This window comes from Actinospica robiniae DSM 44927 (genome assembly GCF_000504285.1).
In the GTDB taxonomy this organism is placed as follows: domain Bacteria; phylum Actinomycetota; class Actinomycetes; order Streptomycetales; family Catenulisporaceae; genus Actinospica; species Actinospica robiniae.
The window spans coordinates 5,872,632-5,899,445 of sequence record NZ_KI632511.1; the positions used below are offsets into that span (position 1 = coordinate 5,872,632).

Below are 26,814 nucleotides of genomic sequence, written 5' to 3' on the forward strand. Positions count from 1 at the left end.
GGCCGACGCGGGGACGTCGGCCGCGGCCTGGCCGGCAAGGGTCCATTCGGCCCTAGTGGGTCAGCAGCCGCTCGCGCAGCTTCTGGATCGTCTGCGGGCTGAGGCCGAGCCCGTGCACGGCGTAGTCGTACATGCTGCCGTAGCTGGTCTTGACCTGGTCGAAGCCGGCCTGCAGGTAGGAGGGCTCGACCTCCATGAACGGCGTGTAGATCGCGGCCTCGGCCGCGGGCATGGCGGCGAGCATGCCCTGCACGGCCGGGGAGTCGAAGTAGTAGGTGTTGCTGAGCAGGTAGTCCTGCATGACAGTGGCCTGCGGAACCCCGAGCAGCGTCAGGATGACGGCCGTGGCCCACCCGGTGCGGTCCTTGCCGGCGGTGCAGTGGTAGAGCGCCGCGCCGTCGCCGTCGGCGATCCCGGTCAGCAGCGACTTGAAGGCGGCCTGCGCGGTCGCGCCGGTGACGAACTCGCGCTCGCCCTCCTGCATGTACTGCTCGGCCGACGCCGCCGAGGTCACCCCGGAGATCGAGGTCGAGGTCGAGTCGCCGATCACGTTCAGGTTCGTGTAGGTGGCCCCGGCCGGGACCACGTCCGGCGCCGAGGCGATTTCAGCGGTCGTACGCAGGTCGTAGTCGGCGGTGATGCCGAGCCCGTCGACGGTGGCCAGGTCCGCGGCGGAGAGCGAGAGCGCCTGCGACCGGTAGACCACGCCCATCCGCACCCACTGCCCGTCGACGGTGCGGTAGCCGCCGATGTCGCGCAGGTTCGGGTCGCTGGCGAGCCCGAGGTCCCGCACGCTCAGAACGAGCGGAGAGCCCTGCGACGGCACCAGCCGGATCCAGGACCCGTACGCAGCGGTCACGGTGATCTTGCCGTTCCCCGAGCCGGCCCCCACCCGGTGCTTCTGCGAGGACTCGCTCGTCCCCGCGTACACCGTCACCCCCCGCAGGTGCGCGGACGACGCCCAGCCGACGGTCAGCGTGCCGGGCTTCGCCCCCGCCGTCACCGCAGCGGAAGTGAACGGAACGCGCGCGAACGACTGCGTCTGCCGCTGCTTCGCCGGCCCTCCCGCCGCCGCCATCGCCGTACCAGTCCCACCAACAAGCAACGTCGCCGCGGCCGCCACACAAGCCACTCGACTCAAACGCGAAACGGAGTTCATGTTGGCGAAGCTAATCCCCATTAGTAAACATCCCGTGTCCCCCCGCCCACCCCTGGATGTCCCCTACCGGTCCAACGCGCCGCCGGCGCCGGCGACACCGCAGCCGGCACTGCATCGCATCGCAAGAGTCACTTACCTGCGAGCCCAGGACGCCCCGATGCCGACGCTCGCCTCCTGCTGCACTCCGTCGGCAAAGGTTTGGCATCGCATGTCAGCGTCGACGCCTAGCCTGTTGCCGTGACTGATGATGAGCTGGTTGCAGCCATACGGGCGAGCCTGGTCGAGCGGGCGGCACCCGAACCAGCCACCGAGGCGGCCATCATCGAGGCAGAGTCCGTGATCGGCTTTCCAGTGCCCGCAATCCTGCGCCGCCTCTACGTCGAAGTCGCTAATGGCGGCTTCGGGCCAAGGTTCGGCATCCTCGGTGTTCGCGGCCACGACCACTTCACCTGCGACGACTACGCGGATATCACCAAGGCGTACTGGGGAGGCGATCCCGCATTCTCTGGACTCGTCCCTGTAGTCGAGTGGGGGTGTGCGCTCTGGTCATATTGCGACTTCAGCTCCTCGGACGGGGAGATCTGGGCGTGGGATCCCACTCATGCTGCACACGACACAGCCTTTTCCCCGCCGGAAAGACCATCTGGGAGTGGCTCGCCGACGCAGTCACCGATCCCGACCGTCATGACTTCTACCCGGGCCTCGTCGACGCTCCCGCCTTGGAAGGGGAGTGCAGCCCAAGGTCGTCCGGATGGGGATGGCACTGACGCCGCGCAGCGCACCACCTCTATGCAGCAAGTATTGCTGTTCACATTGCTCAAGACTTCGTCGCGTATGTGTCGCGATCACAGCGTATGCATAAGTACGACAGCCTGAGGATGAGACAGCTCAGGGCCGGTTCCCGATCTCGCGGAACCGACCCTGAGCTGGTCTTTCACGTACTCAAAGCGGAGGGCGTGGGATTCGAACCCACGAGAACGGTCACCCGTCCTAGCAGTTTTCAAGAGTACCCGCGACGTGGCGCTGACCAGCAGTTTTAGCCGATTCGGCCGGTCCGCGACCGCGTATGTGTCGCGATCATGACCGAGCAGTCCTCCAGCGTGCGAGGTTGTACTGGCAACGTGGTGACGACTATGGCGTGGATCTGGTCGGCTAGTTGTCGTCCGTCGAAGCCGAAAGTATGATCAGGCGTTCATCCGGTAGGGACGGGCAGAGGGAGCGAAGTGCCGGTGTTCGGGCTGGGGAAGAAAACTGCACTGAACGCCAAGGCGCGGATGCTGCTTGGCAACGGAGATCCAGTGGCTGAGGAGCTCCACGGCGCAGCTGGCCGCCGGGAATGGGACACCGTCCGTGAGACTCTCGGCCACTTCGAAGACCAAGAGCGTTCCCAGCTCGTATGGTCGCTCGCCTGGGAGCAGCCTCAGCTGTATCAGTGGCTTCGGAAGGAGCCAAGACTTGAAGAGAACGACGCGGTAGCTCAGTTGCTCCTGGGCGTCGTGACCGTGGGCTACGCGTGGTCTGTCCGCTCCGGTCTCTTCGCACGGCACGTCTCACGTGCTCAGTTCGAAGGCTTCCACGCTTTACTGCGGGAGGCTGAGCCGCGCCTGTATGCGGCAGCCGAACTCGACCCTGGCTCCTCCGCTCCGTGGACCGGACTCCTCGCCGCAGGCCGCGGACTTCAGGTCGGACTCGATGTGATCAGACGTCGATTTGAAGCGGCTATCACTCGGACTCCAGGGGACCGGGTGGCACATCGCCAATTGACGCTGGCACTGTGCAAGAAGTGGCTCGGCTCGCACGAGCTGATGCACGAGTTCGTCGACCAGGCGCGGCGCGGTCCGTATGAAGCCAACCTGGCCTTTCTCACGGCACTCGCCCACCTCGAGCACGCTATGGCGCTCGAGGTGGGCCCGGAGCGCCGGGCGTACCTGGCCCAACCGCATGTCCATGCCGAGCTTGTCCAAGCAGCCGAGGTCTCCGTCTTCCGGCCCGGATACGCGGTCCCGCACATGCCGTTCGCTGACGCGAACCTGTTCGCGATGGTCTTCAGCTTGGCAGGAATGCAGGCCGAGGCTCGGCGGGCATTCGAACTCACAGAAGGTGTGGTCACACGCTCCCCCTGGGAGCAGTTGAGCCAAGATGTGATGACGGTGTACACCACACGGCGCCGCCTAGCCCGCACTTCCAAGTAGCCGACGGGAAGGCGCGTTCAGCTGACCAGTCGCTAGCTGTCACACGCTTTGTGGGGCGTGTGACTCGCTGACCGCGGCCGCGCGATCGAGCAAGCCGCCCTGGAAGGCCTTCAGGGTCTCGGTGAATGCACGCTCCAGAGTCATGACGGATCCGGAAGTGCTCCGATTCCGATGGTGCCAACGGTGCAGTGCCCGAATGGGCTCCTGCGTCTCCAGCGCCCCGATGCCCGTAAGGTGCTTCAGGACCGCCCGCGCCACCTGGTAGCAGGCTTCCGGGCTGAGTGCACGCAGGTGATCCTGGATCAGGATGTCGAAGTACGTGAACACGTCGTGGCCCCGGTCGCTATGGAGCACCTGCACCGACGTACTCAGCACGTCCACCAGTTCCGCCGGGGTTAGCGGCCCCGGCACGTACGCAGTCGGAATGGTCTCATCAGCCGCCATCGTGGCCTCCAATCGGTGATAAGACCAGCGAACTACGGTGCGCCCGCCGTGGGCACCATGTGCGCGCAGCCAGGGCATTCGTGCCGTTCACACCCCGTGTGAAACGCGCGCGGCTACGCTCAGGAGTGGTTTCCACACAAGACGTCGAAGTCTCGGAGGCTCCACCATGCGCGAGCCGAACACGCTGCTTGACGCACTACTCGACGAGGCTGGGATGTCCCGCGCCGGCCTGGCCAGCCGAGTCAATCGCCAGGGCGGAACCAGTGGCCGGGCGCTTACGTACGACCACACGTCGGTCGGGCGGTGGCTCGCTGGGCAGCGTCCGCGCGGCGACGTGCCCGAGTTCCTGCGGCAGGTGCTCTCTGAGGCGGTGGGCCGGCCTCTGAGCCTGGACGACATCGGTCTAGGCCGAACTACAGCGCCCGCTCCGGGCACCGTAGAGCTCGAGCAGTTCGTCAACCGCGCCCCGGCACTGTGGCGCTCTGACAGACCCGGCCAGGCTGCCGCTCCGGTCTCCTCCGGCATGAACGCGATTGCTCCCGTCTGGGAATGGGAGAACCCGCCAGAGGACAGCGACGTCTCGCGCCGCGGTTCGAGCCGCGTCGGCATCGAAGACGTCGAGTACATCCGCCGAGCCCGCGACCGGTACGAGCTGATGTACCAGCGCGCCGGCGGAGTGGCGACGCGCGGGCGGGTCGTGTTCTTCCTCAACGAGTACGCCGCGCCCGTTCTGCGCGGAGGCTATACGGACGCCGTCGGCAGGCAGCTGCACCGTGCCGTTGGAGGGCTGGTCAGCATCGCCGGCATCTGCGCCTACGATGCGGACTCGCAGGGCTTCGCGCAGAGCTACTTCCACCAGGCATTGCGCCTCGCCAAGGCGAGTGGCGACCGCGCGTTCGGCGCCTATGTGATCGGTCTGATGACCAACCAGGCGATGTTCCTTCGGGACTACCGCCGAGCCCTGGCGTTCGCCGAGGCAGCCCTCCGAACGGCCGGGGCGGAACTCAGCCCGGCTCTCGCCGCTGACCTCAACGCGATGAAGGCCAAGGCGTACGGCAGGATCAGAGAGCAGCCTTACGCCCACCAGGCCATGGCGGCGGCTGAGCGTGCGGCGGACCGGATCGGCGAACGACAGGAGCCACCAGAAACCGGCTACGTCCAGCCCGGTCTAGTCGACACCCAGCTTGCAGAGACCCTGCTGAGTCTCGGCGACCTCTCCGCCGCGGTCACCTTCGCCCAGCACGCCGCAGACCTGGCGACCCATCCACGCGGGCAAGTAAACCGCCTGGTGACCCTGACCCGGGTGGCAGTCGCTCAGCGGGACATCGATCGAGCTGCCAGCGCCGCTGACGCCATGCTCGATCTCGCCGAGGGCATGGAGTCCGTCCGACTCAGCAGCCGCTTTCGGACGATCGCTGACACGCTCAGGCCCCAGGATGCGGTGTGCGCACGGCAGGTGGTCGAGCGGATCGACGCGAGTCTGTCTGTGCCGTTCTAGAACCAGCGAGCTCAGCGCCGCCGGTCAGCAACTTCTCCAGGGGACTCGCCGCCCGGTGACCGAACTACTCCGCGGCAATCCATCCCTGTTCTGGATAGAAACAGCCTCGCCATGATGGAATGGCCCGGCGCCCCCTGCGCGGTCCAACCGCAGGGGGCGCCCACATGTCAGCCCGACAGGGCACAGTCAGCGAATGAGCCGCACGGCGATGTCCGCGAGCTTGGCCACCGCATCGATCGACGATGCGGCCAACTGGGCCCACCTCAACCGACGGTCCTTCCGCTCCTGGAGGGTCCGGGGGTCCAACGCCCGGCCCTCCAAGCTGACCTCTGCTTTCTGCTCGAACTGATCTCCACCCATCAGCTACCTCCGTTCCGCCATACCCCTCGCCGTTCGCGCGGGGTGGGCTTCGCCGGTGGCCACCTGATGCGCAGCGGGGGCGGGCCCGGAGGGCTGATGTGATGAACAGTACTGGCTCACCCCTCGAACTGGGCTGCCGGAACTGCTACCCGACCGGACTTTCACCGGACATCTTGCATGAGGGCTGCCACCAGGTAGTTCGGTTCGCCGAGCCCGATTCTGGATCGGATAATCGCCATCAAGCCCAGCAACCGTAGGCTGGGACACTGCTGTACGGAGCAGAAGACCATCCCGAGGAGGCTCCCAGTGGCTGCATGGATCAACCGCGCCGAGCGCACTGTCTACGAAAGCCCGTGGTTCCGGCTGAACCTCGCCGATGTCGAACTTCCGGACGGTCGCCACCTCGATCACTATCTATTGCGTCAACGGCCCGTCGTTCTCACGGCCTGTCTCAACGCTCAGGAGCGGGTGCTCATGCTCTGGCGCCATCGCTTCATCCCAGACACCTACGGCTACGAGCTGCCTTCCGGCGTCGTGGAGCCGGGCGAAGACCTCGAAGCCGCGGCAGCGCGCGAGACCCTCGAAGAGACTGGCTGGCAGCCTGGCCCGCTCAAGCACCTACTGACAGTGGAACCGTCGGCCGGGTTCTCCGATGCGGTCCACCACGCCTACTACGCGGAGTCGGCCGAGTACGTGGGCGACCCGGCCGACGCGATTGAGTCCGACCGGATCGAGTGGGTTCCGCTCGCCGATATCCCGGAGCTCATCTCCCAGGGCAAGATTCGAGCTGCGAACACGGTAGCCACCTTGCTCATACTCGTGTCGTCCGGGCGGTAGAGCAGCCCGTCAGACGCGGAGCTCCACAGCAGCGGTTGCCACCTCGGCCATAGAAGTCACGATGAGATCCGCACCAGCGTTGGCGAACCGGTCGATCTTCTCCGGCCGGTTCGCGTACCCAACGACGGCGACGCCGGCAGCGTGGGCGCCGTCAATGTCTGCCAGAGAGTCGCCGATCAGGACGGAGTCCGCAGGGCTGGCGCTGAGCGTCTTTATGGCTGCCAGGATCGGCTCCGGGTTCGGCTTCATGAGGTCCGGTCGCGCGAAGACGCGTCCGCTCACGGGCATGCCGTACCTGATCAGTCGCTGCCGGTTCAGATAGCGGTTGATCGCGCCCGCCGAGTTGTTGCTCACGACCGCAAGGGCCTTGCCAGCCTCGAACCCACCGATGATGAGCTCACGGCCGTACGGCGTCGGCTGGGCCACCTGCGCGGCCTCAGCTTCCTCGGCGCACAGCTTCGCTTCCACTTCGCGAAGTAGGTTGGCGCGGCCGAGCTCGGCCGTCCACTTCAGGACTTCGAGCGGGTCCAGTTCCGCGGCGAGTCCTGCGGGGATCGCCACGCCGGCACCGGTTAGCACGCCACGCAGGGTCTCGGCGACTCCTGGGGCCGGGCGCTTGGAGAAGATGCTGCACACCGGGCCGTCGAAATCGAGCAGAATCGAGGTCTTGCGAGACAGCAGCTCTACGAGATCGGCCCGAGCACTCATTCCGCGTACTCCGTTGCGATCGTCGACCACACCGATTCGAACCACGCACGAGCCGCCTCGACAAATTGGGCGCTAGTCGAGGTCTCATCATCGCTGAGCGCGTAGTGGAACAGCGGGACGTCCTTCCCCATCAGGTCATAGATGGCCACGGGCTCGCCCTTGATCATGACGTTCCGCTCAGTCACCGGGTAGAAGCCGAAGAACGCTTCCTCGCTGTTGAGAAAGTAGAGCTTGAACAGCGGCGCAGCACCGTGGACGCGCACTTCAGCCGTGGCTGAGCGCACCAGGCCCAGCTCCGCGAGCTCGCCGACCTGGTCCAAGATGCCGTCGGCCGCACGACGCGTGATGCGCTCTGCTCGCGCCCGAACCATCGGGTCATCCGACTGAGTCTCGGCCCGCGCCGGCAGCGCCATCGGCCTGGTCATGTCCGAGAGCAGCACCCGGATCGCAATCGTCTCGGGGGCGAGCTTTCCAACCCGGATCTTATCGAGTGCCTCAGAAATCGCGGCGGCGAGAGTCTCGCCCGAGAAACCCGCAAAGTCGATGCTGACGTGCTGCTTCGAGAACGCTGCTTCGATGTGGGGGCGCAGTTCGACGGCTCGTTGGGTCTTGGCCCGAACGAACACGCCGCTTCCTTGCCGACTGATGATCAGACGCTCCGACCTCAGCGGGTCGAGGGCTCGCTTGACCGTTTCGCGGGCCACTCCGAAGCGGGCAGCGAGATCGGGCTGAGAGGGGAGCTTGTCGCCGGGGGCAAGCTTGCCGGTGAGGATCGCAGCCCTGAGCCGGTCTGTGATCTGCTGCGATGCCTGCTTGGGGTCGTCGGGATCGAGCTGTCCGAGGAAGTCCAGAACGTCTGTCATACCTCCCAGCCTACAGCTGACTAGCCAAGCCAGGGAAGTTTTCCGCGATTCGCTTGACATGGCTAGCCAAGCCGGTCTAGCTTCATCTCATCACCAGATGGCTAGCCAGGTGAGGCAAGCCCCGACACGAGACCGATGGAGATTCTGATGGCTGTTCAGATCACTCGCGCTTGGTTCCCCGGCGTCTACGTCCCGATCGCCAACCTCACCGGAGTGGAGATCCTCCCGGCCCGGTCGTGCCGTGTGGAGGCGGCGGTGTCCAAGGGCACCGTCTTCCACGGCACCCGCGCCCAGGTTCTCGCCGCCGCCCGAGCCCTCCTCGCCGCTGTCAACGAAGCGGACCAGGCCGCCGCCGAGTCCGCGCAGTAGCCCGCTAATCCGGGCCGCTTGGGGCGGCCCACCCAAATACAACTCAAGAGCGGCACGACGCGTCGAACGCCCTGGTCGAACCGGTTGACGAAAGAGCCCGGAGGCAACTTTGGCGGACGCGATCCCCAAGACCCTGACTTACTCGCACTCTTGGAGTCGACCATGGCCCAGACCATGCCCCAACGCAACAGCCCGGTTCGCCCGCTGCGAGCCTCCACCGTCACCGCCATGGTGGAAACGGCCGGCGGAGTCACCCGAAAGTTCGTCATCTGCCCCGCGTGCCGTAGCTACACCCAGGTCAAGCGCAATGGACTGGTCGCGCACGACGACAGCAACGGCACCCGGTGCGTCAACTCCCGCCGCGCGCTGATCAATAACCTGACGGACGCCCAGTGGACGAGCGCATACGCCGCCGCGTCGCGCCATGCCGGACAGATCCGCTCTTCCCGCTCGTTCTGCAAGCCCCAGCCCCAGACATCGGAATCGGTCGTCGACCTGGCCCGCCGCCGGGGCAAGGAGATCGAAGCGCGTGCCGCGATCGGTCGTCTCGAACGCGCTCTCGCCTGACCCGCTCTCTCACGCCCTCGCCCCGGTCACGACTCGCGTGACCGGGGCGAGGCGTTCCCTGGCCCTATCACCGGTTTCGGAGGCCACCGTGAATCGTCCTGTTCCCAACTCCGCGTCGCTGGTCATCCGCGACGCGCAAAGCACTGACGACCTCGCCGAGCTACGCGACGTGCTCACCCGCGCCCACAGTGCTGGCGCGGCGGTCACCGTCGTCTACGCCCCTACCAGCGTCACTCATCACCACGCCGCACCCGCCGTGGTCGCCACCACACCGGCCGCCCAGCCCTACGCGGCCCCGGCCGGCCATCCCGGCATCGACGTCGACCTGACCTGCTACGGCAGCGGCGGATACGCGGCCCTGCCGACGAACCTGGCACCGCTTCCCGCTGTGGGCGAGTCGCGCACTGTTGCGCCGCTGGTGCTGCTGCTGTCGACCTGGGCCGGTGGCGGCTCCGCCGTTGCTGTGGCGTTGACCTCAGGCAACCCGTACGCCGTCGCCGCGCTCGTTCTCGCGTTCTTCGGCGCCGGCGGCTCGCTCGCCGCGCTGCACAGACACGACTCTCGGCCCTGACGGCCCACGACCGGCGGCAGGCGCCTGTGAAGGGCGCTGCCGTCGCACATGGGCAATCAGCCCGGCTCCGCTAGGTGAAGGAGATGCCTGTTATGGCGAACCTGACGATCCTCTCGTTCGGCTACCTGCACGAGGTGCCGGACGCGACCATGACTGTGGACCTGCGTCAGATCCTGCGCGACCCGCACATCGACCCGGCACTGCGCGCCAAGGACGCCCGCGACGCCGAAGTGTTCGCGAAGGTCGCCGGCACCTTCGGCGCGCTCGAACTGGCCGACCGGCTGCGCGAGGTCGGCGCCGTGCTCAGCATGCTCGCGCAGGTCACCGGCCACCCGACCACCCTCGCGATCGGCTGCGCGGGCGGGCGGCACCGCTCCGCCGCCCTGGCGATGCTCATCGCCGACGAACTGACCGCCGAGGGCCACGAAGTCACCGTGACCCACCTGCACGTCGACCGGCCCGTCGTCGCCCGCTCGTGACCGGCTTCGCCGCCGTCCGCGCCGCCCTGTCCCTTGGAGCATGACCCAATCTGCGCCCTGCCGAAACGATGCTCGCTCCGAGAAACGGCTTAACGCCGCTGTCTCCGGCGTATCGCCGCATTCACGGCTGCTGGCGCGAAGAGCCCCATCGGCGTAAACCCTCGGGTCAGCGGCACCTCATTGTCCAGGGCGAGTGCCAAAAGGATCACTACCGCCGAGATCAACACCAGGGCCCGGCGCGGGTGACGGTCGATCCACTTCAGCACCCTCGGATGTTGACATGCGCGCGGGCGGCGGTCAACCCGCGTTCCGCCGGTGCCTGCGAGCGATGAAAGCCAACGACATCGCCAGATTCAGCATGGCCGCCACGGCCACCACATCCCCCATATCGGACAGGGGCGCCGCGTATATCCCGACGATTCCGGCGACGGCTACGACCAGCTCCAGCAATACCAGGATTCGAATCGGATGCTCATCCGCCCACTTCAACACGCTCGCATGTTGACATGTACGCGGGTACCGGTCAACTGGTGGGACGAAATCGCCGCTCACCTCCACGTGCCCCGATCGGGGCACGACCCAACGCCACCACCAGCACGACCCGCCCGGGCCCTGGCTTTCCGCCAGGGCCCGCCCTCGTCTGCCCAAATCCTTGAGATCGGATGTGATCCCGCATGTCCACCACCACATACGAAGCGGCTCCGGCGCCGATCAACGGCCATCGGTTCGACCGCTCTCCACCCTTCACTGAGCTCGACCCGACCCCGCCGCCGGACCGTGCCGCTTCCCGTCTCTCCGGCGGATGGACGGTACTGACCGCCATTACCGGCCTGTTGGCTGTTTACCTCGCACTCGGCGGCATGACGCTCTCGTTCCGTGCGGTCTCCGCGGAGATGCGGCCGGCGTTCGGGGCGTGGGCATGGCTGGTGCCGGTGGTCGCAGACCTGTCCGTCCTGGTGTTCTCTGGGGTCGACCTGGTCTTGGAGAAGCTCGACATGCCCCACCCGCTGGCCCGATGGACCGTGTACGGCGCGACCTTCGGCACGGTGTATCTGAACTACACCGCTGGCGGAGACGCCGCCGGTCGCGTCGCGCACGTGCTGATGCCCTCGATCTGGGTTGTGTTCATCGAACTGATGCGACACATCGTGCGGCGCCGGGTCAGCCTGGAGACCGGCCGACGCCGTGACCCGATCCCGGCCGCGCGCTGGTTCCTCGCCCCGTGGCCGACCGCGAAACTTTGGCGGCGGATGGTGCTGTGGCGCATCAACTCCTACACCGCCGCACTCGCCGCCGAGCGGCGACGCCTGGCGGCTATCGCCGTGGTCCGCGAGACGCACGGACGCGCGTGGCGCTGGCGCGTCTCGCCGCTGCTGCGCATGCAGATCGCCATGGGCGAACTCGGCGCCGAACAGCTCAACGCCCAGATCACGGACCGGAGCGACGGCCACAACAGCGGCCAGGAGACGGCCATGGACTCGGCCGACGACGGCCAGGGAGACAGCCAAGAGTCGGCCAAGCCCCGGCCGAAGCGTCGGCCGTCGCGCGGCCAGTCGACGGCCGAGAAGGTGGCCAAGCTGACGGCCACTCACCCCGACTGGTCGGCCGCGCAGGTGGCCGAGAAGCTCGAAATCGGCGAGCGCACGGCCCGCCGCTACATGACCGGCAAATAGCTCCGCACTCGTCACTGTCCGGCCCGGATCGCCACCACGCGATCCGGGCCGGACTGCTTCCAAGGGAGTCAGCCCATGGCCGACACGGCCGACCAGTCCGCTCACGAAGACAAGCAGCGATAGGAAGGAGGGCCCTGCTATGTCCATCGAAACCGAGCCCGTAAACGGCCACGCCCACCCGAACGCCGACGTGCGAGTCATCATCGGAGAACTCGCGGACGGCACGTCGACCTCGACGCCGCGCAGCGTCGCTACGACCGCGCAGCGCGCTCGCCTGGCCCGTCAAATTCGCCGATCCCGCCGCGCCCTGCGACTCGCCCGCTCCGGGCGTGTTCGGGCCGTCGCATTCGTCCGGCACGAAACCACCCGCGCCGTCGCCCGCTTCCTGGCGCGCGAGATCGTGTACACGCTGGTTGGGAGCAGGGTCGTTGCGGGGTGGATCCGCGACGCCCTGACCAACTCGCCGCAGCGCCGGATGATGAAGTCCGCTGCGGCCGTGGGCGATCACGCGATGGCCCTGGAGTGGGAGGCGCGCGCCGCCGCTCACGCCCAGGCTCGCCGCGAGTGGGTCATGACCCTGCTCGCCGCTCCGGTCCACATCGCGCGCGGCGCTGCCTACGTCGCCGGGGGCATGCTCGCCCTCGGCATCGCAATGACCTGGAAGTCCGGCCACCCGGGCGAGGTTCTCGCCCCGTTCATCGGGGTCGCCGACGTCATCGACGCCGTGACCGGGTTCGTCTCTGCGACGTGGCGCCCGGCTCTGACCGCCTCGCCCTTCCTGACCGCCGCTTTCTGTTCCTGGGCTGGGCACACCAGGGGCGAGATCCCCGCCCGCTTCGCCCCGGCCGGACAGACCCCGGACACGGTTGCTATCACCCCGTCCATCGTCGTCACCGCGCTGCGCGACCTCGGCATTGCCGCGATGCGCAAAGCGATCACGGACATGGCCGACGCCGGCGCCGCCATGCTCTCCCCGATCCGGATTGCCGGATGCGGCGTGGAAGTCGATGTCACCCTTCCGTCCGGCGTGTCCACCGAGGAAGTCCAGAACCGCCGGCGCAAGCTCGCCGAGAACCTCGGTCGTCACCGCCACGAACTGTTCATCACGATCCCGGAGGCTGCGCGCACGGTGCGGCTGTGGATCGCTGATTCCGGCGCTCTGGACGAACCGATCGGCCCGTCCCCGCTCGTTCTGGACTCCACCATGGGCGCGGACTGGCGTACCGGCCGGGCCCCGTGGGGCGTCGACCTGCGCGGCGACGCCGTGGGCGTGTCCGTATTCCAGCGCCACCAGCTGGTCACCGGCCTGTCCAACCAGGGCAAGACCGCGAGTCTGCGAGCTCTGGCGTTGTGGCTGGCGCAAGACCCGACCGTGGAACTGTGGATCGCGGACCTCAAGGGCGTGGGCGACTGGGCCATGTTCGAAGGCCTCGCCACGCGGTTGATCCAGGGCCCGACCGATGAGCACGTGATCGAGACCACGCACATGCTTGAAGACGCGATCGAGGAGATGGAGCGGCGCATCATGGCGCTCGCCGAGTCCGGCTCGACGGAGGGCATTACGCGCGAGATGGAGCGTACGCCCGGCTCCGGGTTCCACCCGCTGGTCGTCATCGTCGATGAGGCTCAGGTGGCGTTCATGTGCCCGGCCAAGGGAGATGACGGGCGCCCCTACGGTGGATCCAAGGCCACGTCTCGCTACTTCATGGCTGCCCGCAAGCTGCACAACCAGGGCCGTGCGCTCAACGAGACCCTTTGGCAGGGCACGCAGGACCCGACCGACCAGAACCTGCCCAAGCTGGTGCGCGAGGGTGCGCACACCCGGGCGTCCCTCGCACTCGGCACCGAGTCGCAGTCGCGGATGGCGTTGGGAGACAAGGCCGTCGACGGCGGAGCCGCGCCGCACGAACTGCGCCAAGGCCTCGACAAGGGCACGCTCGTGGTCGCGGGCGACGGGGTCAAGCTCGCTCCGGGACAGTCCTCGGTGACGGTGCGCACGCACTTCATCGGTGGCGATGACGCGGTCACCCTCGCGGAGCGGGCCAAGGCCAAGCGGAAGGCGATCGTCACCAACGCCCGCAGGGCGGAGGCGGAAGCCAACCGGGACTTGCTCGCCGACCTCGCCGAGATCCTCGGCGCCGAACCCGTTCCGGTCGCCGACGTGCCCCCGCTGCTGCGCGACCTCGCCCCCGGATACAAGCCGTACGCCGGTCTGTCCGGCAAGGCGCTGCGCGAGCAGCTCGCCACGCTCGGGGTCAAGGTCGCTTCCACTGGCAACCGGTGGCCGGTCGACCCCGCCGAGATTCGCAAGGCCCTGGCACTCCGCTCGGTCGACGACGCCGATTGAAGTTAGCCGCATCCACAGCCCTCGGACCCCCAATTCCGGGGGGTCCGAGGGGTGTCCGCGCACCCTCCAAACCGACCTAACTTCCTAACTTTCCGCTGATCAGGGCGTTTTCCGCTGGGTTAGGTGCCCCAGTTACGAACCTAACCCGCTCGCCCCAACCTAACTCCATGTCCGAACACCGAATTCAGTCCCATCGGCGGCCCCGGAACCCGATTCCGGGGCCATTGCGCTTGCCCAACCCATCGACCGATTGGAGACCAGATTGACCCCGGACGCTCACACCCTCGCCCTCGGCATGGCGGTCTACCCACTCGTCTATGCCGGCGGCTCCGCCCTCGCCCGACGCGGACGCCGCTCCCGCACCGCGGTTCCTTCCGTCCGCGATGCCAAGCGCGCCGCGCGACGCGAGACCCGCCGCGCTCTCAAGCGCGAGCGCCGCAAGGCTGCCCGCCGCCGCTGACCCACGGACCCAGGAGCGAACCGATGTCCCCGACAGGAACCGTCTACCTGCTCCACTTCGACACCCCGCTCAAGCACGCCCGCCACTACACCGGCTGGTCCGCCAACCTCACCTTGCGTCTCGCCGAGCACACCACCGGACGCGGCGCGCGGCTAACGGAAGTGGTCGCCGACGCGGGGATTGGTTGGACGCTCGCCCGCACCTGGCCGGGCGTCACCCGCGCATACGAACGCAAGCTCAAGAACCAAGGCGGAGCGTCACGCCGCTGTCCGCTCTGCGGGGTCAAGCCCCGTACGCCTCACGAGAATCCCGCGGTTCTCGACTGGATCGAGACCACAGCTAACGGCGTGTTCCGGCTCGAAGCCGACTGCGCCACGTGCGGCGCCCGCAAAGGCTGCTTCGAGTTCGATCCCGCCATCCCCGATCGGCACGTCTGCCTCACCTGCGTTGACCTCGGCCTTGCCGCCTGAAAGGACCTCGATTATGGACGTCGTTCTCCCGCTCGCAGTCCTGCTCTGCCTCGTCACTGTCGCCACGATCCGGTGGGCCGGTCACAACTTCGGTCACGCCCTGGCGGCTTTCCTCGCCGGGTTGTTCGTGGCTTCCACGTCGGCCGGACCGGTCCTGCGCAACGCCACCGAATCCGTTGCGAACGCGCTCGTCCACCTCTTCCAGCACCGCTGACCCCTCACCCCACCAAGACGGAGCCCGCCGTGATCCGCATACGCCTGCACGCGCTGCCGCAGGACAACGCCGACGCTGTCGCCGAGCTCGGGAAGGTCTTCGAGATTCTCGAAGACTCCGGCGACGTGACGCCGCGCAAGAACTCCACCTCGAAGCTTCGCCTTCGGTACCTGACCCTCGCGTTCCTCGACGCGGAGGACTGACACACCGCATGCCGGCGTCGGCCCGGTCGAGCTCACCGCGAGCCCGGCCGGGCCGGTCTGCGTCTGGCCACCCCGCACTCAATGGCGATTGGAGCCACCTGTGTCCGCTCGCGCTCTCCATCTCGTTCCCAACCAGCCCGACGACGGCCCGGAATTCAGCCTTCCCCATGACGTAGACGCTGAGCGCGCTGTGCTCGGCGCCGCGATGCTCGGCGGCCCCGCGATCCTTGACGAGATCCGGGACACGCTCGACGCAGCAGCCTTCTACCGGCCTGCCCATGAGTCCGTTTTCCACATCCTGTGCGACCTCGCCGACACCGGCCGCCCGCTTGACGCGCTCGCCGTAGCGAACGCGTTGGGCTCCGAACTCAACCGCGTCGGTGGACTCGGCTACCTCCACAGCCTGATGGAGGTAGTACCGACCGCAGCGAACGGCCCCTACTACGCCGAGCTGGTCAGGGATAAGGCCTACGCGCGCAAGCTCGTCGAAGTCGGCATGCGTCTGGCGCAGATGGGTCGCAGTGAGTTCGAACCGGACCTACTCGCCGCCGCACAGCGCGAAATCCTCACCCTCACCACACGCTCATCACGCGGATGGAGCGAACCCGTGCCCCTGTCCACGCAAAGGCCCGTCGTCCCCTTCCCCATCCACGCCCTGCCTCGGTGGGTACGTGCGAAGGTCGAAGCCGTCGCGCACGACACCCAAACGCCTCTCGATCTCGCCGGTACGCTCGCCCTCGCCTGCCTCGCCACGGCCGCCGGAGGGCTCGCAATCGTCGAAGTTCGGCCGGAATCCGGCTGGTCCGAGCCGGTCAATCTTTACCTTGTCGCGGCTCTCCCGCCCGGCTCGCGGAAGTCTCCCGTGTTCTCCTCCATGACCTCGCCGATCCTCTCCACCGAACGGCAGCTTCAGGAAGAGATGGTGCCGCGCATCACCGAACTCGCGGTGGATCGGAAGGCCGCTGACGAATACGCCGCACGGATGGCTGACGCACTGGCGAAGTCCCCGATCGATGAACGGGACTCGGCCCGGCACGAAGCCCACCAGGCCGCGCTGAATGCCGCCGCAATCGTCGTTCCGAAGGAACCGCGGCTGTTCACTGACGACGCCACGCCGGAACAGATTTCGACGATGCTCGCTGACCAGGATGGCCGCTTGGCCGTGCTTTCCGCCGAGTCGGAGATCTTCGACGTGATCGCCGGAAGGTACAGCGGGAACCCGAATCTCAATGTCGTTCTCAAGGGCCATGCGGGCGACGCGATCCGCGTAGACCGCAAGGGGCGACCCTCCGAGTCCATTGACCACCCTGCGCTCACGCTCGGGGTATGCACTCAGCCCGCTGCTCTCGCCGATCTCGCCGCGATTCCCGGCGCAGCCGGACGCGGATTGCTCGCGCGCTTCCTGTTCAGCATTCCTGAGGTCAACATCGGAATGCGTGACACCAAGCCCCGTCCGGCCGACCGTGCCGCGCATGAGGCTTATGACCGCACGCTCACCACGCTGGTTCTGACGATGCGAGACCGTGCCGAGCCCGTTCGCCTCAGTCTCGCGGCTGGTGCCTCGGATCTTCTCGACGCAGTCGCCGAGGAGATCGAGCGCTCCATGGCCGAGGGCGGCTCTCTGGCGCACCTCCGCGACTGGGGAGCGAAGTCCGCCGGCGCCATGATGCGCATCGCCGGTCTGCTTCACCTCGCCGAGCACCTGAGCGAGGGATACGGCCGACCGATCAGCGTCGAGACCCTTGCCGCTGCTCACACTCTGATCGAGTACTACACCGCCCATACCCTCGCGGCGTTCGACAGCATGACGACGGACCCGGCCACCGACCGCGCCACCGCCGTACTCCGCTGGATCCAGCGGACCGAGCCGGTACGGTTCACCGCGCGCGACGCCTTCCGGGCCATGCCCCGATCCAAGGCGGCGAAGATGTCGGACGTCGAGCCCGCTCTTTCCCTGCTCGAACAGCACGGCTACATCCGGCGTCGCCCGGCTCCGCCGTCTTCTGCGCGAGGCGGACGGCCCGCCGCGCCCGAGTTCGAAACCAACCCGCTCACGACCGGTGCTGCTCTGCACAAGTAGCGCGGCCGATTAGGAGGGGGTGGGGTCATGGAATCCACTCCGGGGACCGCTACCCCCGTTCGTCGGGGTCCCCATCTATACCCACCCCCCTTGGTCGCGCACGCCCGCTGGGCAGTCTGTCCGACCGACGTGCAGAGCCTAACCCGTGGCACCGACAGAGCCATTGACGCGCAAGACGCCCCGCTGACGAGCTGACAGAACCGACACAACCCAGTACGGCCGCCGGTTGTGTCGGTTCTGTCAGCTTGTCGGCACCCCCGATGCCTCCGCGTCGGACAGCTCAGTCCGTCCCTTCGCGCGGCCCTGTGCAGTCCCGACAGGGCTGCCAGGGGTGCGCGCTCCGAAAGGATCCGCGATGGCACGAGACGAGTTGCTGACCGTCCCCCAAGTCGCCAGCGAACTCCAGATCTCCCGCGCAACTCTCTACCGCTGGGTGGAGACCGGCAAGGGACCCAAGCCGCTCAAGCTCCCGGGCGGAACGCTCCGCTTCCGCCGCTCCGCTCTCGACCGGTTCCTCACCGAGTGCTCCGCGCTCGTCTAACAACCTGCGTGAATGCCCGTCCGGGGCGCCCGCCTATCAGCGGGCGCCCCGTTTTGCTGTCCACAGCCTGAGGAGAACGCATGGCGATCTCGTTCACTGTCCGCATCTGGAACATCCGCCCTCTGAAGCGTGCGACCAAGACCACCTACCAAGTCAGGTGGGTCGTCGGCCCCGAGAACCACACCAAGACGTTCGCAACCAAAGCTCTCGCCGAGAGCTATCGAGCCACCCTCACCTCTGCGATGGCGCGGGGCGAGGCGTTCGATATCGCCTCTGGCCTGCCCGTCTCGCTCGCCCGCAGCGCGAACAACACCACCTGGTATGACTTGGCCGTCGCGTTCTGCGACACCAAATGGAAGCGCTGGGCCCCAGGCAGCCGCGCTGCCGCCGCCGAAGCTCTCGCCACCGTCACTGCTGTTCTGGTCGACAGTGACCACGGCCCGGACGTCGTCGAGCGCCGGCATGCCCTCGAAAAGTGGGCATTCAACAAGGCTGCCCGCGACGGAGGGGAAGTGCCCGAGGCGCACGTCGTGGCGGTCGGCTGGCTTCAGGAGCACTCCGTGTCGGTGGGCGCGCTGACGGATGCGGCGACCGTCCGCCGCGCCCTGGAAGCGATCTCGTCTAAGCTCGACGGCAGCCCGGCCGCCGCGACCACGGCCAACCGGAAGCGGATGGTCTTCCACCAGGCGCTTGAGTACGCGGTAGAGCGCTGCCATCTCGAAGCCAACCCGCTTGACAGGGTCAAGTGGAAGGCGCCGAAGACGTCAGACTCCGTGGACCGGAGATCTGTCGTCAACCCGACCCAGGCGCGAGCGCTGATCACCTCCGTCTCGGAGATCAACGGTCGGATGGCGCTGTTCTTCGCGCTGATGTACTTCGCGGCGCTGCGCCCGGCCGAAGCGGTCGCGCTCAGGCTCGAAGACTGCGAGCTCCCGGAACAGGGCTGGGGCATGCTCTATCTCTCGCGGTCAATCCCCATGACCGGAGCCGAGTGGACCGACAGCGGTGAGCCACACGAGAGCCGCTCGCTCAAGCACCGCGCAAAGGAGGAAGTCCGTCCGGTGCCAGCGTGCCCGGAGCTGGTGAGTTGGATCAGACGGCACGCCAAGAGCTACGGCACTGCGCCGGACGGACGTCTTCTCAGGGGAACACGTGGCGAGCGGCTATCAGAGGACTCCTGCGGCCGAGTCTGGCGCGCCGCACGCAGCGCCACACTCGACGCCCGCCAGGCTGCTTCCCCACTGGCTAAGCGGCCCTACGACCTCCGCCACGCGGCCGTCTCGACGTGGCTCAACGCCGGGGTTCAGCCGACCCTCGTTGCCGAGTGGGCGGGCCACAGCGTTCAGGTGCTCCTGCGCGTCTACGCGAAGTGCATCGAGGGCCAGGACGCGCAGAGCCGCAAGCTCATCGAGCACGCGCTTGGCGCTGCGGAGACTGGGGCGGAGCCGTCGAGCGAGTCGACCGAGACCGTTCGCAGAGACGAGACCGAGCAAGCCCCAGACGAGTGAGGTGCGGCGACGTAAATCGGATGAGCTGCCGTCAGTTGGTCCACGTGGCGGAATCCCGGCGTACAGGTGATCATTTCCCGGGGCAGCTGTGCGCATCAGCCGCCGTTGCGGCCCATGAGGTCGGTTTCGCGGGCGGGCGCGATGCGGGATAGCCAATGGGCTGCTTCGGCTGGCTCGATCTCCCGGTCGAGGGTCAGTGTGGGCACCATCGATGGGTAAACGCGTCCGTTGTCCCACCCATAGATCCCGTTCGCTGGGCGGACCACGAGAACGCGCACGCCATCGAGCGGCTCGATGTCGGCGGGCCAGCCCTCGGGGGCTATGTAGCTGCCATGGCCGTCGAACAGGCGGAAGCGGCGCGTGATCGGCGTGGTCAGGTTGAACGGTCCCGGCGGGGCGGTTGTGGCTGCGTCGACCCACGCGGGCTCGGGTGGCTGTGCGTCGAGCAGGCCGCCGCGGCCTGGGCCCATCAACCGGTCGGCGAGCAGTGTGTGCAACTGGTAGTTGTCGCCCACCCCGCTCATCGTGAGATGGAAACCACGCCTGGAGGAGGGGTCGAGGACGATGAGCGGCTCGTCATCGAGTACGAGGCACAAGCCGTGGAGGCAGCGGGCGCCCTCTGATCGATCTTTCAGAGTCTCGGCGGCTTCGGTGACGTCTTCGCGCCGGGCCATCCGGGCTCGAAATTCGCGGCTGGTCATCATCGCCGTGTTCAATGGGCCGATCCAGTCATCCAGGGTGAACCAGGCGCATGCGATGATCGCAAACTCCTGCTCGTCGCGCCCCTCCCGCCGAGCTAGGGCAACGAGCGCGTCAACCACTTCTGGTACGGCCGCCGAATCGGACATATCATGCGACCTCGGCAGCTGTCTGTCCGGTGCAGCCCGCGGCCAGACCATCTCAACCACCACGTAACGCGCCATCGTCGCAAATGCGCGCTCAGGCAGAACCTCGATCAGGGGCAAAGGTGATGCGCCGCGGGCGATGGCGGCCCCGGCGATCCTCCCGAGACTGGCGTAGTATCCGGCCTTTCCGCCCAACATCGGCGCCAGCTTCTCAACGAGTGTGTTCAGTTCGTCGACGCCGCAGTGCTCGACCTCCGCGGCCAGGCTGCGAAATTCTTCGAAGAAGCGGTCGTTACTACCCTGCCGCATGGCGTCGCGTATCTCAGCAAGTCGAGCATCGAATCGGGAGGTCATGAGAGCACAGGCTAGGGGAAGCGATCAATTCCGTCACTCGTGCCGCCGACTTCCACAGGCGTACCAGTGGGGGTGCTCTGGGTCACATCTCCATAGCCTTCCATGAACTAAAACCGTGCCGCGCATGTGCCGCGATCAATGCGTACGTGAGCGTACGAAAGCCCAAGGATGAGACAGTTCAGGGCCGGTTCCGAGGGTTCGGAACCGGCCCTGAGGTGGCCTTACTGATGCTCAAAGCGGAGGGCGTGGGATTCGAACCCACGAGAACGGTCACCCGTCCTAGCAGTTTTCAAGACTGCCGCCATCGGCCACTAGGCGAGCCCTCCAAGCAGCGGCCAGTGTCTCACGGGTACCCACCCGCCGGGCAAGCCGCTTATCCGCGCCGCGTCGCCGCGTCGCCGGATCGCCGCGCTACGCCTTGCCGGCGCAGAGCACGAGGCCGCCGGTGCCGGACTGGCTGATCACGAACGACTTCATCGTGCCGGCGACGGCGTCGCACTGGTTCGAGTCGGACCCGTCGTATTCGGCGATTATCTTGTAGACCCCGGATCCGGCGCCGCAGCCGACGACGTCGAGCTGTCCGCCGTCGGCCGTCGATACGCAGTCGCCGACGGCCAGGTCGGTGTGCCGGTTGTCGCCCACCCAATAGAGGTAGCCGGCTACGACCAGGGCCCCGGCCACTATCCCCCACAGCACCTTGCGTGACATGGGAAGCAGCGTAGCCGGGGCCCGTGCGGACGGCCTAGTCCGTGCCCGGTCCTTTGCCGAACCGGGTCTCTCGCTGGACCTTTAGCGCTCGACCTCGCCCTTGATGAACTGCTCGACGGCGTCGCGGGCCTGGTCGTCGAAGTACTGGACCGGCGGGCTCTTCATGAAGTAGGAGGACGCCGAGAGGATCGGGCCGCCGATGCCGCGGTCGAGCGCGATCTTGGCGCAGCGCACCGCGTCGATGATGACGCCGGCCGAGTTCGGGGAGTCCCAGACCTCGAGCTTGTACTCCAGGTTCAGCGGCACGTCGCCGAAGGCGCGGCCCTCGAGGCGCACGTAGGCCCACTTGCGGTCGTCGAGCCACGCGACGTAGTCGGACGGGCCGATGTGCACGTTGCCCTTGCCGAGGTCGTGCTGCAGCTGCGAGGTCACGGCCTGGGTCTTGGAGATCTTCTTGGACTCCAGGCGCTCGCGCTCGAGCATGTTCATGAAGTCCATGTTGCCGCCGACGTTCAGCTGCATGGTCCGGTCGAGCACGACGCCGCGGTCCTCGAACAGCTTGGCCAGCACGCGGTGCGTGATGGTCGCGCCGACCTGGCTCTTGATGTCGTCGCCGACGATCGGGACACCGGCCTCGGTGAACTTGTCGGCCCACTCCTTGGTGCCGGCGATGAAGACCGGGAGGGCGTTGACGAAGGCGACCTTGGCGTCGATGGCGCACTGCGCGTAGAACTTCGCGGCCTGCTCCGAACCGACCGGCAGGTAGCACACCAGCACGTCGGCCTTGGTGTCCTTGAGCGCCTGGATCACGTCGACCGGAGACTCGGTGGACTCCTCGATGGTCTGCATGTAGTACTTGCCCAGGCCGTCGTGCGTGTGGCCGCGCTGCACGGTCACGCCGGTCGGCGGGACGTCGGCGATCTTGATGGTGTTGTTCTCGGACGCGTGGATGGCGTGCGCGAGGTCCTGGCCCACCTTCTTCGCGTCCACGTCGAACGCGGCGACGAACTCGAGGTCGCTCACGTGGTAGTCGCCGAACTGGACGTGCATCAGGCCGGGGACCCGCGAGGCCGGGTCGGCGTCCTTGTAGTACTCGACTCCCTGCACGAGGGACGAGGCGCAGTTGCCCACGCCCACAATGGCTACGCGAACCGAACCCATGCGGTGAATGCTCCTTCAATCAGTCGATCTTCGCAGGGCGGAGTGGTCGCGCCCTCGATCGTCAGGGGACAGGGGTGGATTGATCGGACTGTGCGGTCCGGTCGGTCAGGACGCAGGTGGTCCTACCTGCTGCTGGTCATGCTCGGTCCGGATCAGCTCGTTGAGCCACCTGACTTCGCGTTCGACCGACTCCAGACCATGGCGCTGGAGTTCCAGCGTGTATCCGTCGATCCGCTCCCTGGTCTTGGTGACCTGTTGGCGGATCAGATCCAGCCTCTCTTCCAGGCGCGTTCTGCGGCCTTCGAGAATCCGCAAGCGGATCGCCGCGTCGGTGCGCCCGAAGAAGGCGAAGTGGACCCCGAAGTTCTCGTCCTCCCAGGCCGAAGGCCCGGCATCGGAGAGCAGGCTGCGAAAGCGGCTCTCACCGGCCGGGGTCAGCTTGTAGACGATCTTCGAACGACGGTTGGTCTCGACCCCGCGTGGCTCCACCACTGGCCGGTCCTCTACGATCCAGCCGCAGGCGACCAGACCCTTCAGACACGGATAGAGCGTGCCGTACGAGAAGGCACGGAACGATCCGAGCAGTAGATTGAGCCGCTTGCGCAGCTCATAGCCGTGCATCGGCGACTCGTGCAACAGGCCCAGCACGGCGAACTCGAGCACTCCCGAGCGCTTGGCCACCGGGCCCTCCCTTCGAGACTTCTCCGTCGATGTATCGCTTCGATACATCCTCACGATAGATCGGACCGTACGTCACTGACAAGTCCCCCCGCCGGGGGCACGGCGCCGGGTCGCCTGATTCAGCCATTTATCCGATCAATCCGGACCTCAGGGCCGTGATGCGGACAGAAGCCCACCCCGGCGCACTTGGATCAGACAAGCCGCGTACCCTCTTGGCAACCGCGCAGCCCGGGAGAGCCGTCTTCATGGGGCGCACAGGTGAAGCAACGCCGAGGGAGCAGACCACGATGGGCGGATATCAGTACGGACGAGGCGACTCGACCGGCGACGATCCTCGCTCCCGGGGGCAGGGTGGCGGCGGACGTCGCGGCTACGGCTCCTCCGGTGACGGCGACGCCGCCGACCGCGGGCAGTCCAGAGGATACGGCGCGGGCGGCGGCTCGCGCGGCTACGGCTCGCCCGATCCGGGCGCCGGGCCGGACCCGTACTCCCAGCGCCCCTCGGCTCCGTCTCCGGGGCCGCAGACGCCCCAGGCGCCGCAGCAGCCGCAGTACCCGTCCGGGGGTGCGCAGAGCGGCTCCGGGTCCGGCGGCGGTTCCCGCGGGCGCGACCCCTACGGCGGCTCCGCGGGCCAGGGCGGGCGCGCGGGCGGCGGCGGACGCCGCGGCTACGGCGGCCAGGGCGGCGCTTCCGGCGGCCGCGGACGCGGCGGAGCCGGCGAGCCGATCACCGGCGAGCTGGTGGGCACGGCCGGACCGCAGCCCTACGACGAGCCGGCCGCCACCCGGATCCAGGACCCGGCGGACGCTCCGCCCGGGGTCCCCGGCCCGCGCCGCAGCCGGCTCGAGGAGCGCCGCGCCGCGCGCGGCGGCGAGCCCAACGACGCCAGCCAGACCAGGTCGGACCAGTACCCGGAGAGCGCGCTCAACGGCCGCTCCACCCGCAACGGGGCCGCGGCCCGCGCCGGAGCGCGCGCCCGAGGCGCCGGGGGCCGGCCGCCGGCCGGCCCGGTGAAGAAGACCGGCTACCACCGTTACTTCGACTACCCGCGCACCGGCAAGTACGGCTGGAAGCGCTGGACGCCGTCGGTCAAGCAGCTCACCGGCTGCTTCCTGGGCTGCTTCTTCCTGGTGCTTGGCCTTGTGGTGTTCGAGTACGAGGCCGTGGGCATCCCGGACGTGCACTCGAACGTGTTCGCGCAGGGGTCGTCGTTCACCTACGACAACTCCGTCTCGTTCGCGAACGTCGGCCCGGCGAACCGGACCCTGGTCGACTACTCGCAGATTCCGATGATGATCCAGAACGCCGTCGTGGCCCAGGAGGACAAGACCTTCTGGACCAACCCCGGCGTCTCCTACACCGGTACCGCGCGGGCATTGCTGGTCGACCTGATGGGCGGCAGCACGCAGGGTGGTTCGACCATCACGCAGCAGTTCGTCAAGAACGCCTATCTGACCCAGGCGCAGACCACGTCCCGCAAGGTCGACGAGATCTTCATCGCGTTGAAGCTCTCGCATTCGATGGACAAAAAGACGATCATGGCGGACTACCTCAACACCTCGCCCTTCGGTCGCAACACCGACGGCATAGCGGCGGGGGCGAAGGCGTGGTTCAACCTGACGATGGCTCAGATGGCCAAGGAACCGGCGGCCACCCAGGCCTCCCAATCCGCGTTCCTCGCCATGATGCTCAACTCGCCCTCGACCTACTCGGCCGGATGGGATCCGACCCAGTCCGCCGCCACCCAGCACGCGGCGCAGGCGAAGGCGCTGGCGCGGTGGAAGGACACGCTCTCCAACATGGAGGCGTACAAGCTCATCACGCCTGACGTCTACGCCCAGGCCGTGGCGAAGCCGCCGACCGTGATCCCGCTCAGCACCGCCACGCCCGGCCGGACCATGACGGACGTCCAGATGCAGCAGGCCGCGGAGGACTGGCTCGACAATTACAACTCGGCTCACAAGGACCCGACCGCACCGACCAAGGCCGAGATCGAGGACAACGGCGGCTACACGGTCGTCACCACCTTCAACCAGAAGTACATGAACATGGCCGCGACCGCCATGCAGAGCGGGCTGCTGTCGAAGGAGACCGCCTTCGACAAGAAGACGCTCCAACCCGGGCTCGCGGCGGTCGACCCGTCCACCGGCGACCTGGTGGCGTTCTACGGCGGTACGACCTTCGAGAACAACGCGACCCAGCGGACATCCCAGGGTGGATCGACCTTCAAGGCGTTCACCCTGGCCACGGCGCTGACGAACAACTGGTCGCCGAACAGTTTCCTCAACGGCAACGTGTGGCCGGACGCCACGGTCAACCCGGACGAGGTGCAGCAGGACGCCGGAGCCAAGCCGATCACCAACGACGGCGACATGACGAGCAAACCCGGCTGGATGACGCTGCAGCACGCCACCGACGACTCCGTCAACACCGCGTTCGTCCGGCTGGAGATGGCCCAGCCCAAGCAGTACGACTCGGTCGAGGAGATTGCCGACGCCTTCGGCATGCCGCAGTCCACCCCCGGCTGGACCAGCAACCAGGCCGGTTGTGACAACGCCCGGTTCACCCTGGGCGTGTGCCCGACCGACCCGGCCCGTATGGCCTCGGTCTACGGCGTGTTCGCGGCCGACGGCACGCTGCACGAGCTGACCGAGATCAAGGAGATCAAGCGGCCGGACGGCACGATCTGGACTCCGAAGACCACGACCTCGCAGCCCATCTCCAGCAACGTCGCGGCCACCGAGACCAAGCTGCTGACCGGCGTCATCCACAACTCGGACGGCACCGCGAACACCGCGTACAACCAGAGCAGCCTGCACATGACCAACATCGCGGGCAAGACGGGCACGTCCACCCTGGACTACACCGATAACACCAAGGCCCTGATGGCGCAGGACAAGTACAACAACCACGGCGGCTCGTACTCCACGGCCGGTATCTGGTTCGACGGGTACAGCAGCAAGCTGTCCATCTCGGTGGGCATCAGCCGGTGGGATGATCTGACCGTGAACGGCCAGTCGAAATCGACCCAGCTGCCGGTGGACAACATCGCCAACTCGGGCATGGACTTCGGCGCCACCTATCCGTTCGCGGTGTGGGCCGACTTCATGAAGCAGATGCAGGGCTCCCCGCTCGGCGGCGACGAGACGTTCACCGCGGCGCAGCCGAACCCGGACGCGACGGTGTACAACAGCCCGTCGGCCAGCCCGAAGCCGTCGATCAGCTCGACCCCCACGATGTCGTCGAGCCCGAGCTCGCCGGCGAGCACCGAGCCGGGCGAGGAGCCGAGCGCAACCTGCTCGGTGAACGGCTTCGGCCGGTGCATCGGCAACGGCGGGGGGAACGGCGGCAACGGCGGGAACGGTGGGAACGGCGGCAACGGGGCCAGCTCTTCGGCCAGTGCCAGCCCGAGCTCCTCGGCCTCCGGTACCACCGGCAACCCCGGCGGGTTAGGCGGCAATTTCTAGCGACCTGGCCGGATGAATGAAAGTACGGCGCGGGCGCGACGGGTCTACCGTCGCG

The 26,814-nt window shown here is 67.4% G+C and carries 29 protein-coding genes and 1 tRNA gene; 18 read left to right on the plus strand and 12 right to left on the minus strand.

The window, feature by feature from the left end:
* Positions 1-52 precede the first annotated feature (52 nt).
* Together ACTRO_RS24930 and ACTRO_RS24935 are read right to left on the minus strand one after the other, a co-directional pair.
* Positions 53-1,078 carry a tyrosine-protein phosphatase gene (locus ACTRO_RS24930; RefSeq protein ID WP_051451353.1) on the minus strand — a complete coding sequence of 342 codons (1,026 nt, stop codon included), beginning with the start codon at positions 1,076-1,078 and terminating at the stop codon, positions 53-55.
* A 213-nt stretch (positions 1,079-1,291) separates the two neighbouring features.
* The gene (locus ACTRO_RS24935) at positions 1,292-1,597 is read right to left on the minus strand and encodes a hypothetical protein (RefSeq protein WP_157436419.1); all 306 of its coding nucleotides are present in this window, start codon (positions 1,595-1,597) and stop codon (positions 1,292-1,294) included.
* Between ACTRO_RS24935 and ACTRO_RS51625 the strand changes: the two genes are divergently transcribed.
* Complete coding sequence (locus tag ACTRO_RS51625) at positions 1,511-2,035, plus strand: hypothetical protein (protein ID WP_483758845.1); 525 nt, start codon at positions 1,511-1,513, stop codon at positions 2,033-2,035. The two genes, ACTRO_RS24935 and ACTRO_RS51625, sit on opposite strands and share 87 nt — an antisense overlap.
* A 347-nt stretch (positions 2,036-2,382) precedes the next feature.
* Positions 2,383-3,351, plus strand: coding sequence for a hypothetical protein (locus ACTRO_RS24940; RefSeq protein ID WP_157436420.1), 969 nt, complete (start codon positions 2,383-2,385; stop codon positions 3,349-3,351).
* Positions 3,352-3,390: 39 nt separating this feature from the next.
* Here the strand turns inward: ACTRO_RS24940 and ACTRO_RS24945 are convergent, their stop codons facing one another.
* On the minus strand, positions 3,391-3,795 hold the full coding sequence (locus ACTRO_RS24945) for a hypothetical protein (protein ID WP_034266731.1): 405 nt from the start codon (positions 3,793-3,795) through the stop codon (positions 3,391-3,393).
* A gap of 166 nt (positions 3,796-3,961) precedes the next feature.
* Between ACTRO_RS24945 and ACTRO_RS24950 the strand changes: the two genes are divergently transcribed.
* Complete coding sequence (locus tag ACTRO_RS24950; protein ID WP_034266734.1) at positions 3,962-5,293, plus strand: NsdA family TPR-like regulatory protein; 1,332 nt, start codon at positions 3,962-3,964, stop codon at positions 5,291-5,293.
* A gap of 186 nt (positions 5,294-5,479) precedes the next feature.
* Here ACTRO_RS24950 and ACTRO_RS47470 read toward each other — a convergent pair whose 3' ends face one another.
* Complete coding sequence (locus ACTRO_RS47470) at positions 5,480-5,653, minus strand: hypothetical protein (RefSeq protein ID WP_157436421.1); 174 nt, start codon at positions 5,651-5,653, stop codon at positions 5,480-5,482.
* Between the two features lie 306 nt (positions 5,654-5,959).
* Between ACTRO_RS47470 and ACTRO_RS24955 the strand changes: the two genes are divergently transcribed.
* Positions 5,960-6,490, plus strand: coding sequence for an NUDIX hydrolase (locus tag ACTRO_RS24955; protein ID WP_034266737.1), 531 nt, complete (start codon positions 5,960-5,962; stop codon positions 6,488-6,490).
* A gap of 9 nt (positions 6,491-6,499) precedes the next feature.
* On the opposite strand, the gene ACTRO_RS24960 is transcribed toward ACTRO_RS24955, so the two are convergent.
* The gene (locus tag ACTRO_RS24960) at positions 6,500-7,198 is read right to left on the minus strand and encodes an HAD family hydrolase (RefSeq protein WP_034266740.1); all 699 of its coding nucleotides are present in this window, start codon (positions 7,196-7,198) and stop codon (positions 6,500-6,502) included.
* Positions 7,195-8,061, minus strand: a complete 867-nt coding sequence (locus ACTRO_RS24965) for a winged helix-turn-helix domain-containing protein (RefSeq protein WP_034266745.1) — start codon at positions 8,059-8,061, stop codon at positions 7,195-7,197. Before ACTRO_RS24965 ends, ACTRO_RS24960 begins: the two co-directional genes overlap by 4 nt.
* Positions 8,062-8,208: 147 nt before the next feature.
* Here ACTRO_RS24965 and ACTRO_RS24970 point away from each other — a divergent pair, with 147 nt between their 5' ends.
* From ACTRO_RS24970 to ACTRO_RS24985, 4 genes are all read left to right on the plus strand, one after another.
* Positions 8,209-8,430 carry a hypothetical protein gene (locus ACTRO_RS24970; RefSeq protein WP_157436422.1) on the plus strand — a complete coding sequence of 74 codons (222 nt, stop codon included), beginning with the start codon at positions 8,209-8,211 and terminating at the stop codon, positions 8,428-8,430.
* A gap of 162 nt (positions 8,431-8,592) precedes the next feature.
* A complete protein-coding gene (locus ACTRO_RS24975) occupies positions 8,593-8,997 on the plus strand; it encodes a hypothetical protein (RefSeq protein ID WP_157436423.1) in 405 nt (134 codons plus the stop codon).
* An 88-nt stretch (positions 8,998-9,085) separates the two neighbouring features.
* Positions 9,086-9,568 (plus strand): hypothetical protein, encoded by a 483-nt coding sequence (locus ACTRO_RS24980; RefSeq protein ID WP_034266754.1) that lies wholly within the window; start codon positions 9,086-9,088, stop codon positions 9,566-9,568.
* Between the two features lie 92 nt (positions 9,569-9,660).
* Entirely contained in the window at positions 9,661-10,047 is a 387-nt protein-coding gene (locus ACTRO_RS24985; RefSeq protein WP_034266757.1) for a RapZ C-terminal domain-containing protein, read from the plus strand.
* 297 nt (positions 10,048-10,344) lie between these two features.
* On the opposite strand, the gene ACTRO_RS47475 is transcribed toward ACTRO_RS24985, so the two are convergent.
* The gene (locus tag ACTRO_RS47475) at positions 10,345-10,539 is read right to left on the minus strand and encodes a hypothetical protein (RefSeq protein ID WP_157436424.1); all 195 of its coding nucleotides are present in this window, start codon (positions 10,537-10,539) and stop codon (positions 10,345-10,347) included.
* A gap of 182 nt (positions 10,540-10,721) precedes the next feature.
* On the opposite strand from ACTRO_RS47475, the gene ACTRO_RS43865 reads away from it, so the two are divergent.
* The 9 genes from ACTRO_RS43865 to ACTRO_RS25020 all read left to right on the plus strand — a co-directional run bounded on the left by ACTRO_RS43865 (position 10,722) and on the right by ACTRO_RS25020 (position 19,543).
* Positions 10,722-11,720, plus strand: a complete 999-nt coding sequence (locus ACTRO_RS43865) for a DUF2637 domain-containing protein (protein ID WP_051451355.1) — start codon at positions 10,722-10,724, stop codon at positions 11,718-11,720.
* Between the two features lie 139 nt (positions 11,721-11,859).
* Positions 11,860-14,067 (plus strand): hypothetical protein, encoded by a 2,208-nt coding sequence (locus ACTRO_RS24995; RefSeq protein WP_051451356.1) that lies wholly within the window; start codon positions 11,860-11,862, stop codon positions 14,065-14,067.
* Positions 14,068-14,329: 262 nt separating this feature from the next.
* Entirely contained in the window at positions 14,330-14,527 is a 198-nt protein-coding gene (locus ACTRO_RS47480) for a hypothetical protein (protein ID WP_157436425.1), read from the plus strand.
* A 23-nt stretch (positions 14,528-14,550) separates the two neighbouring features.
* Positions 14,551-14,997 carry a GIY-YIG nuclease family protein gene (locus tag ACTRO_RS49075; RefSeq protein WP_063628070.1) on the plus strand — a complete coding sequence of 149 codons (447 nt, stop codon included), beginning with the start codon at positions 14,551-14,553 and terminating at the stop codon, positions 14,995-14,997.
* A gap of 13 nt (positions 14,998-15,010) precedes the next feature.
* Complete coding sequence (locus ACTRO_RS25005) at positions 15,011-15,211, plus strand: hypothetical protein (protein ID WP_034266760.1); 201 nt, start codon at positions 15,011-15,013, stop codon at positions 15,209-15,211.
* A 29-nt stretch (positions 15,212-15,240) separates the two neighbouring features.
* Entirely contained in the window at positions 15,241-15,414 is a 174-nt protein-coding gene (locus ACTRO_RS47485) for a hypothetical protein (protein WP_157436426.1), read from the plus strand.
* 100 nt (positions 15,415-15,514) lie between these two features.
* On the plus strand, positions 15,515-17,494 hold the full coding sequence (locus ACTRO_RS25010) for a DUF3987 domain-containing protein (protein ID WP_157436427.1): 1,980 nt from the start codon (positions 15,515-15,517) through the stop codon (positions 17,492-17,494).
* A 355-nt stretch (positions 17,495-17,849) separates the two neighbouring features.
* The gene (locus tag ACTRO_RS25015; RefSeq protein WP_034266765.1) at positions 17,850-18,035 is read left to right on the plus strand and encodes a helix-turn-helix transcriptional regulator; all 186 of its coding nucleotides are present in this window, start codon (positions 17,850-17,852) and stop codon (positions 18,033-18,035) included.
* An 80-nt stretch (positions 18,036-18,115) separates the two neighbouring features.
* On the plus strand, positions 18,116-19,543 hold the full coding sequence (locus ACTRO_RS25020) for a tyrosine-type recombinase/integrase (RefSeq protein WP_051451357.1): 1,428 nt from the start codon (positions 18,116-18,118) through the stop codon (positions 19,541-19,543).
* 95 nt (positions 19,544-19,638) lie between these two features.
* Here ACTRO_RS25020 and ACTRO_RS25025 read toward each other — a convergent pair whose 3' ends face one another.
* The 5 genes from ACTRO_RS25025 to ACTRO_RS25045 all read right to left on the minus strand — a co-directional run bounded on the left by ACTRO_RS25025 (position 19,639) and on the right by ACTRO_RS25045 (position 23,292).
* Positions 19,639-20,742 (minus strand): hypothetical protein, encoded by a 1,104-nt coding sequence (locus ACTRO_RS25025; RefSeq protein WP_157436428.1) that lies wholly within the window; start codon positions 20,740-20,742, stop codon positions 19,639-19,641.
* A gap of 237 nt (positions 20,743-20,979) precedes the next feature.
* Positions 20,980-21,068, minus strand: a tRNA-Ser gene (locus tag ACTRO_RS25030).
* A gap of 85 nt (positions 21,069-21,153) precedes the next feature.
* Positions 21,154-21,450 (minus strand): LppU/SCO3897 family protein, encoded by a 297-nt coding sequence (locus ACTRO_RS25035; RefSeq protein WP_034266769.1) that lies wholly within the window; start codon positions 21,448-21,450, stop codon positions 21,154-21,156.
* Positions 21,451-21,531: 81 nt separating this feature from the next.
* Complete coding sequence (locus ACTRO_RS25040; RefSeq protein WP_034266771.1) at positions 21,532-22,611, minus strand: inositol-3-phosphate synthase; 1,080 nt, start codon at positions 22,609-22,611, stop codon at positions 21,532-21,534.
* 105 nt (positions 22,612-22,716) lie between these two features.
* On the minus strand, positions 22,717-23,292 hold the full coding sequence (locus ACTRO_RS25045; RefSeq protein ID WP_084316515.1) for a PadR family transcriptional regulator: 576 nt from the start codon (positions 23,290-23,292) through the stop codon (positions 22,717-22,719).
* 245 nt (positions 23,293-23,537) lie between these two features.
* Between ACTRO_RS25045 and ACTRO_RS25050 the strand changes: the two genes are divergently transcribed.
* On the plus strand, positions 23,538-26,759 hold the full coding sequence (locus ACTRO_RS25050; protein WP_169739946.1) for a transglycosylase domain-containing protein: 3,222 nt from the start codon (positions 23,538-23,540) through the stop codon (positions 26,757-26,759).
* Positions 26,760-26,814 lie beyond the last annotated feature (55 nt).

Excerpts from the sequence above, each read along its gene's own strand:
- ACTRO_RS24930 (WP_051451353.1), bottom strand. The coding sequence starts at position 1,078 with ATGGCGGCGGCGGGAGGGCCGGCGAAGCAGCGGCAGACGCAGTCGTTC.
- ACTRO_RS24945 (WP_034266731.1), bottom strand. The coding sequence starts at position 3,795 with ATGGCGGCTGATGAGACCATTCCGACTGCGTACGTGCCGGGGCCGCTA.
- ACTRO_RS24950 (WP_034266734.1), top strand. The coding sequence starts at position 3,962 with ATGCGCGAGCCGAACACGCTGCTTGACGCACTACTCGACGAGGCTGGG.
- ACTRO_RS47470 (WP_157436421.1), bottom strand. The coding sequence starts at position 5,653 with ATGGGTGGAGATCAGTTCGAGCAGAAAGCAGAGGTCAGCTTGGAGGGC.
- ACTRO_RS24960 (WP_034266740.1), bottom strand. The coding sequence starts at position 7,198 with ATGAGTGCTCGGGCCGATCTCGTAGAGCTGCTGTCTCGCAAGACCTCG.
- ACTRO_RS24965 (WP_034266745.1), bottom strand. The coding sequence starts at position 8,061 with ATGACAGACGTTCTGGACTTCCTCGGACAGCTCGATCCCGACGACCCC.
- ACTRO_RS24970 (WP_157436422.1), top strand. The coding sequence starts at position 8,209 with ATGGCTGTTCAGATCACTCGCGCTTGGTTCCCCGGCGTCTACGTCCCG.
- ACTRO_RS24975 (WP_157436423.1), top strand. The coding sequence starts at position 8,593 with ATGGCCCAGACCATGCCCCAACGCAACAGCCCGGTTCGCCCGCTGCGA.
- ACTRO_RS24985 (WP_034266757.1), top strand. The coding sequence starts at position 9,661 with ATGGCGAACCTGACGATCCTCTCGTTCGGCTACCTGCACGAGGTGCCG.
- ACTRO_RS43865 (WP_051451355.1), top strand. The coding sequence starts at position 10,722 with ATGTCCACCACCACATACGAAGCGGCTCCGGCGCCGATCAACGGCCAT.
- ACTRO_RS24995 (WP_051451356.1), top strand. The coding sequence starts at position 11,860 with ATGTCCATCGAAACCGAGCCCGTAAACGGCCACGCCCACCCGAACGCC.
- ACTRO_RS49075 (WP_063628070.1), top strand. The coding sequence starts at position 14,551 with ATGTCCCCGACAGGAACCGTCTACCTGCTCCACTTCGACACCCCGCTC.
- ACTRO_RS25005 (WP_034266760.1), top strand. The coding sequence starts at position 15,011 with ATGGACGTCGTTCTCCCGCTCGCAGTCCTGCTCTGCCTCGTCACTGTC.
- ACTRO_RS25015 (WP_034266765.1), top strand. The coding sequence starts at position 17,850 with ATGGCACGAGACGAGTTGCTGACCGTCCCCCAAGTCGCCAGCGAACTC.
- ACTRO_RS25020 (WP_051451357.1), top strand. The coding sequence starts at position 18,116 with ATGGCGATCTCGTTCACTGTCCGCATCTGGAACATCCGCCCTCTGAAG.
- ACTRO_RS25025 (WP_157436428.1), bottom strand. The coding sequence starts at position 20,742 with ATGACCTCCCGATTCGATGCTCGACTTGCTGAGATACGCGACGCCATG.
- ACTRO_RS25035 (WP_034266769.1), bottom strand. The coding sequence starts at position 21,450 with ATGTCACGCAAGGTGCTGTGGGGGATAGTGGCCGGGGCCCTGGTCGTA.
- ACTRO_RS25040 (WP_034266771.1), bottom strand. The coding sequence starts at position 22,611 with ATGGGTTCGGTTCGCGTAGCCATTGTGGGCGTGGGCAACTGCGCCTCG.
- ACTRO_RS25050 (WP_169739946.1), top strand. The coding sequence starts at position 23,538 with ATGGGGCGCACAGGTGAAGCAACGCCGAGGGAGCAGACCACGATGGGC.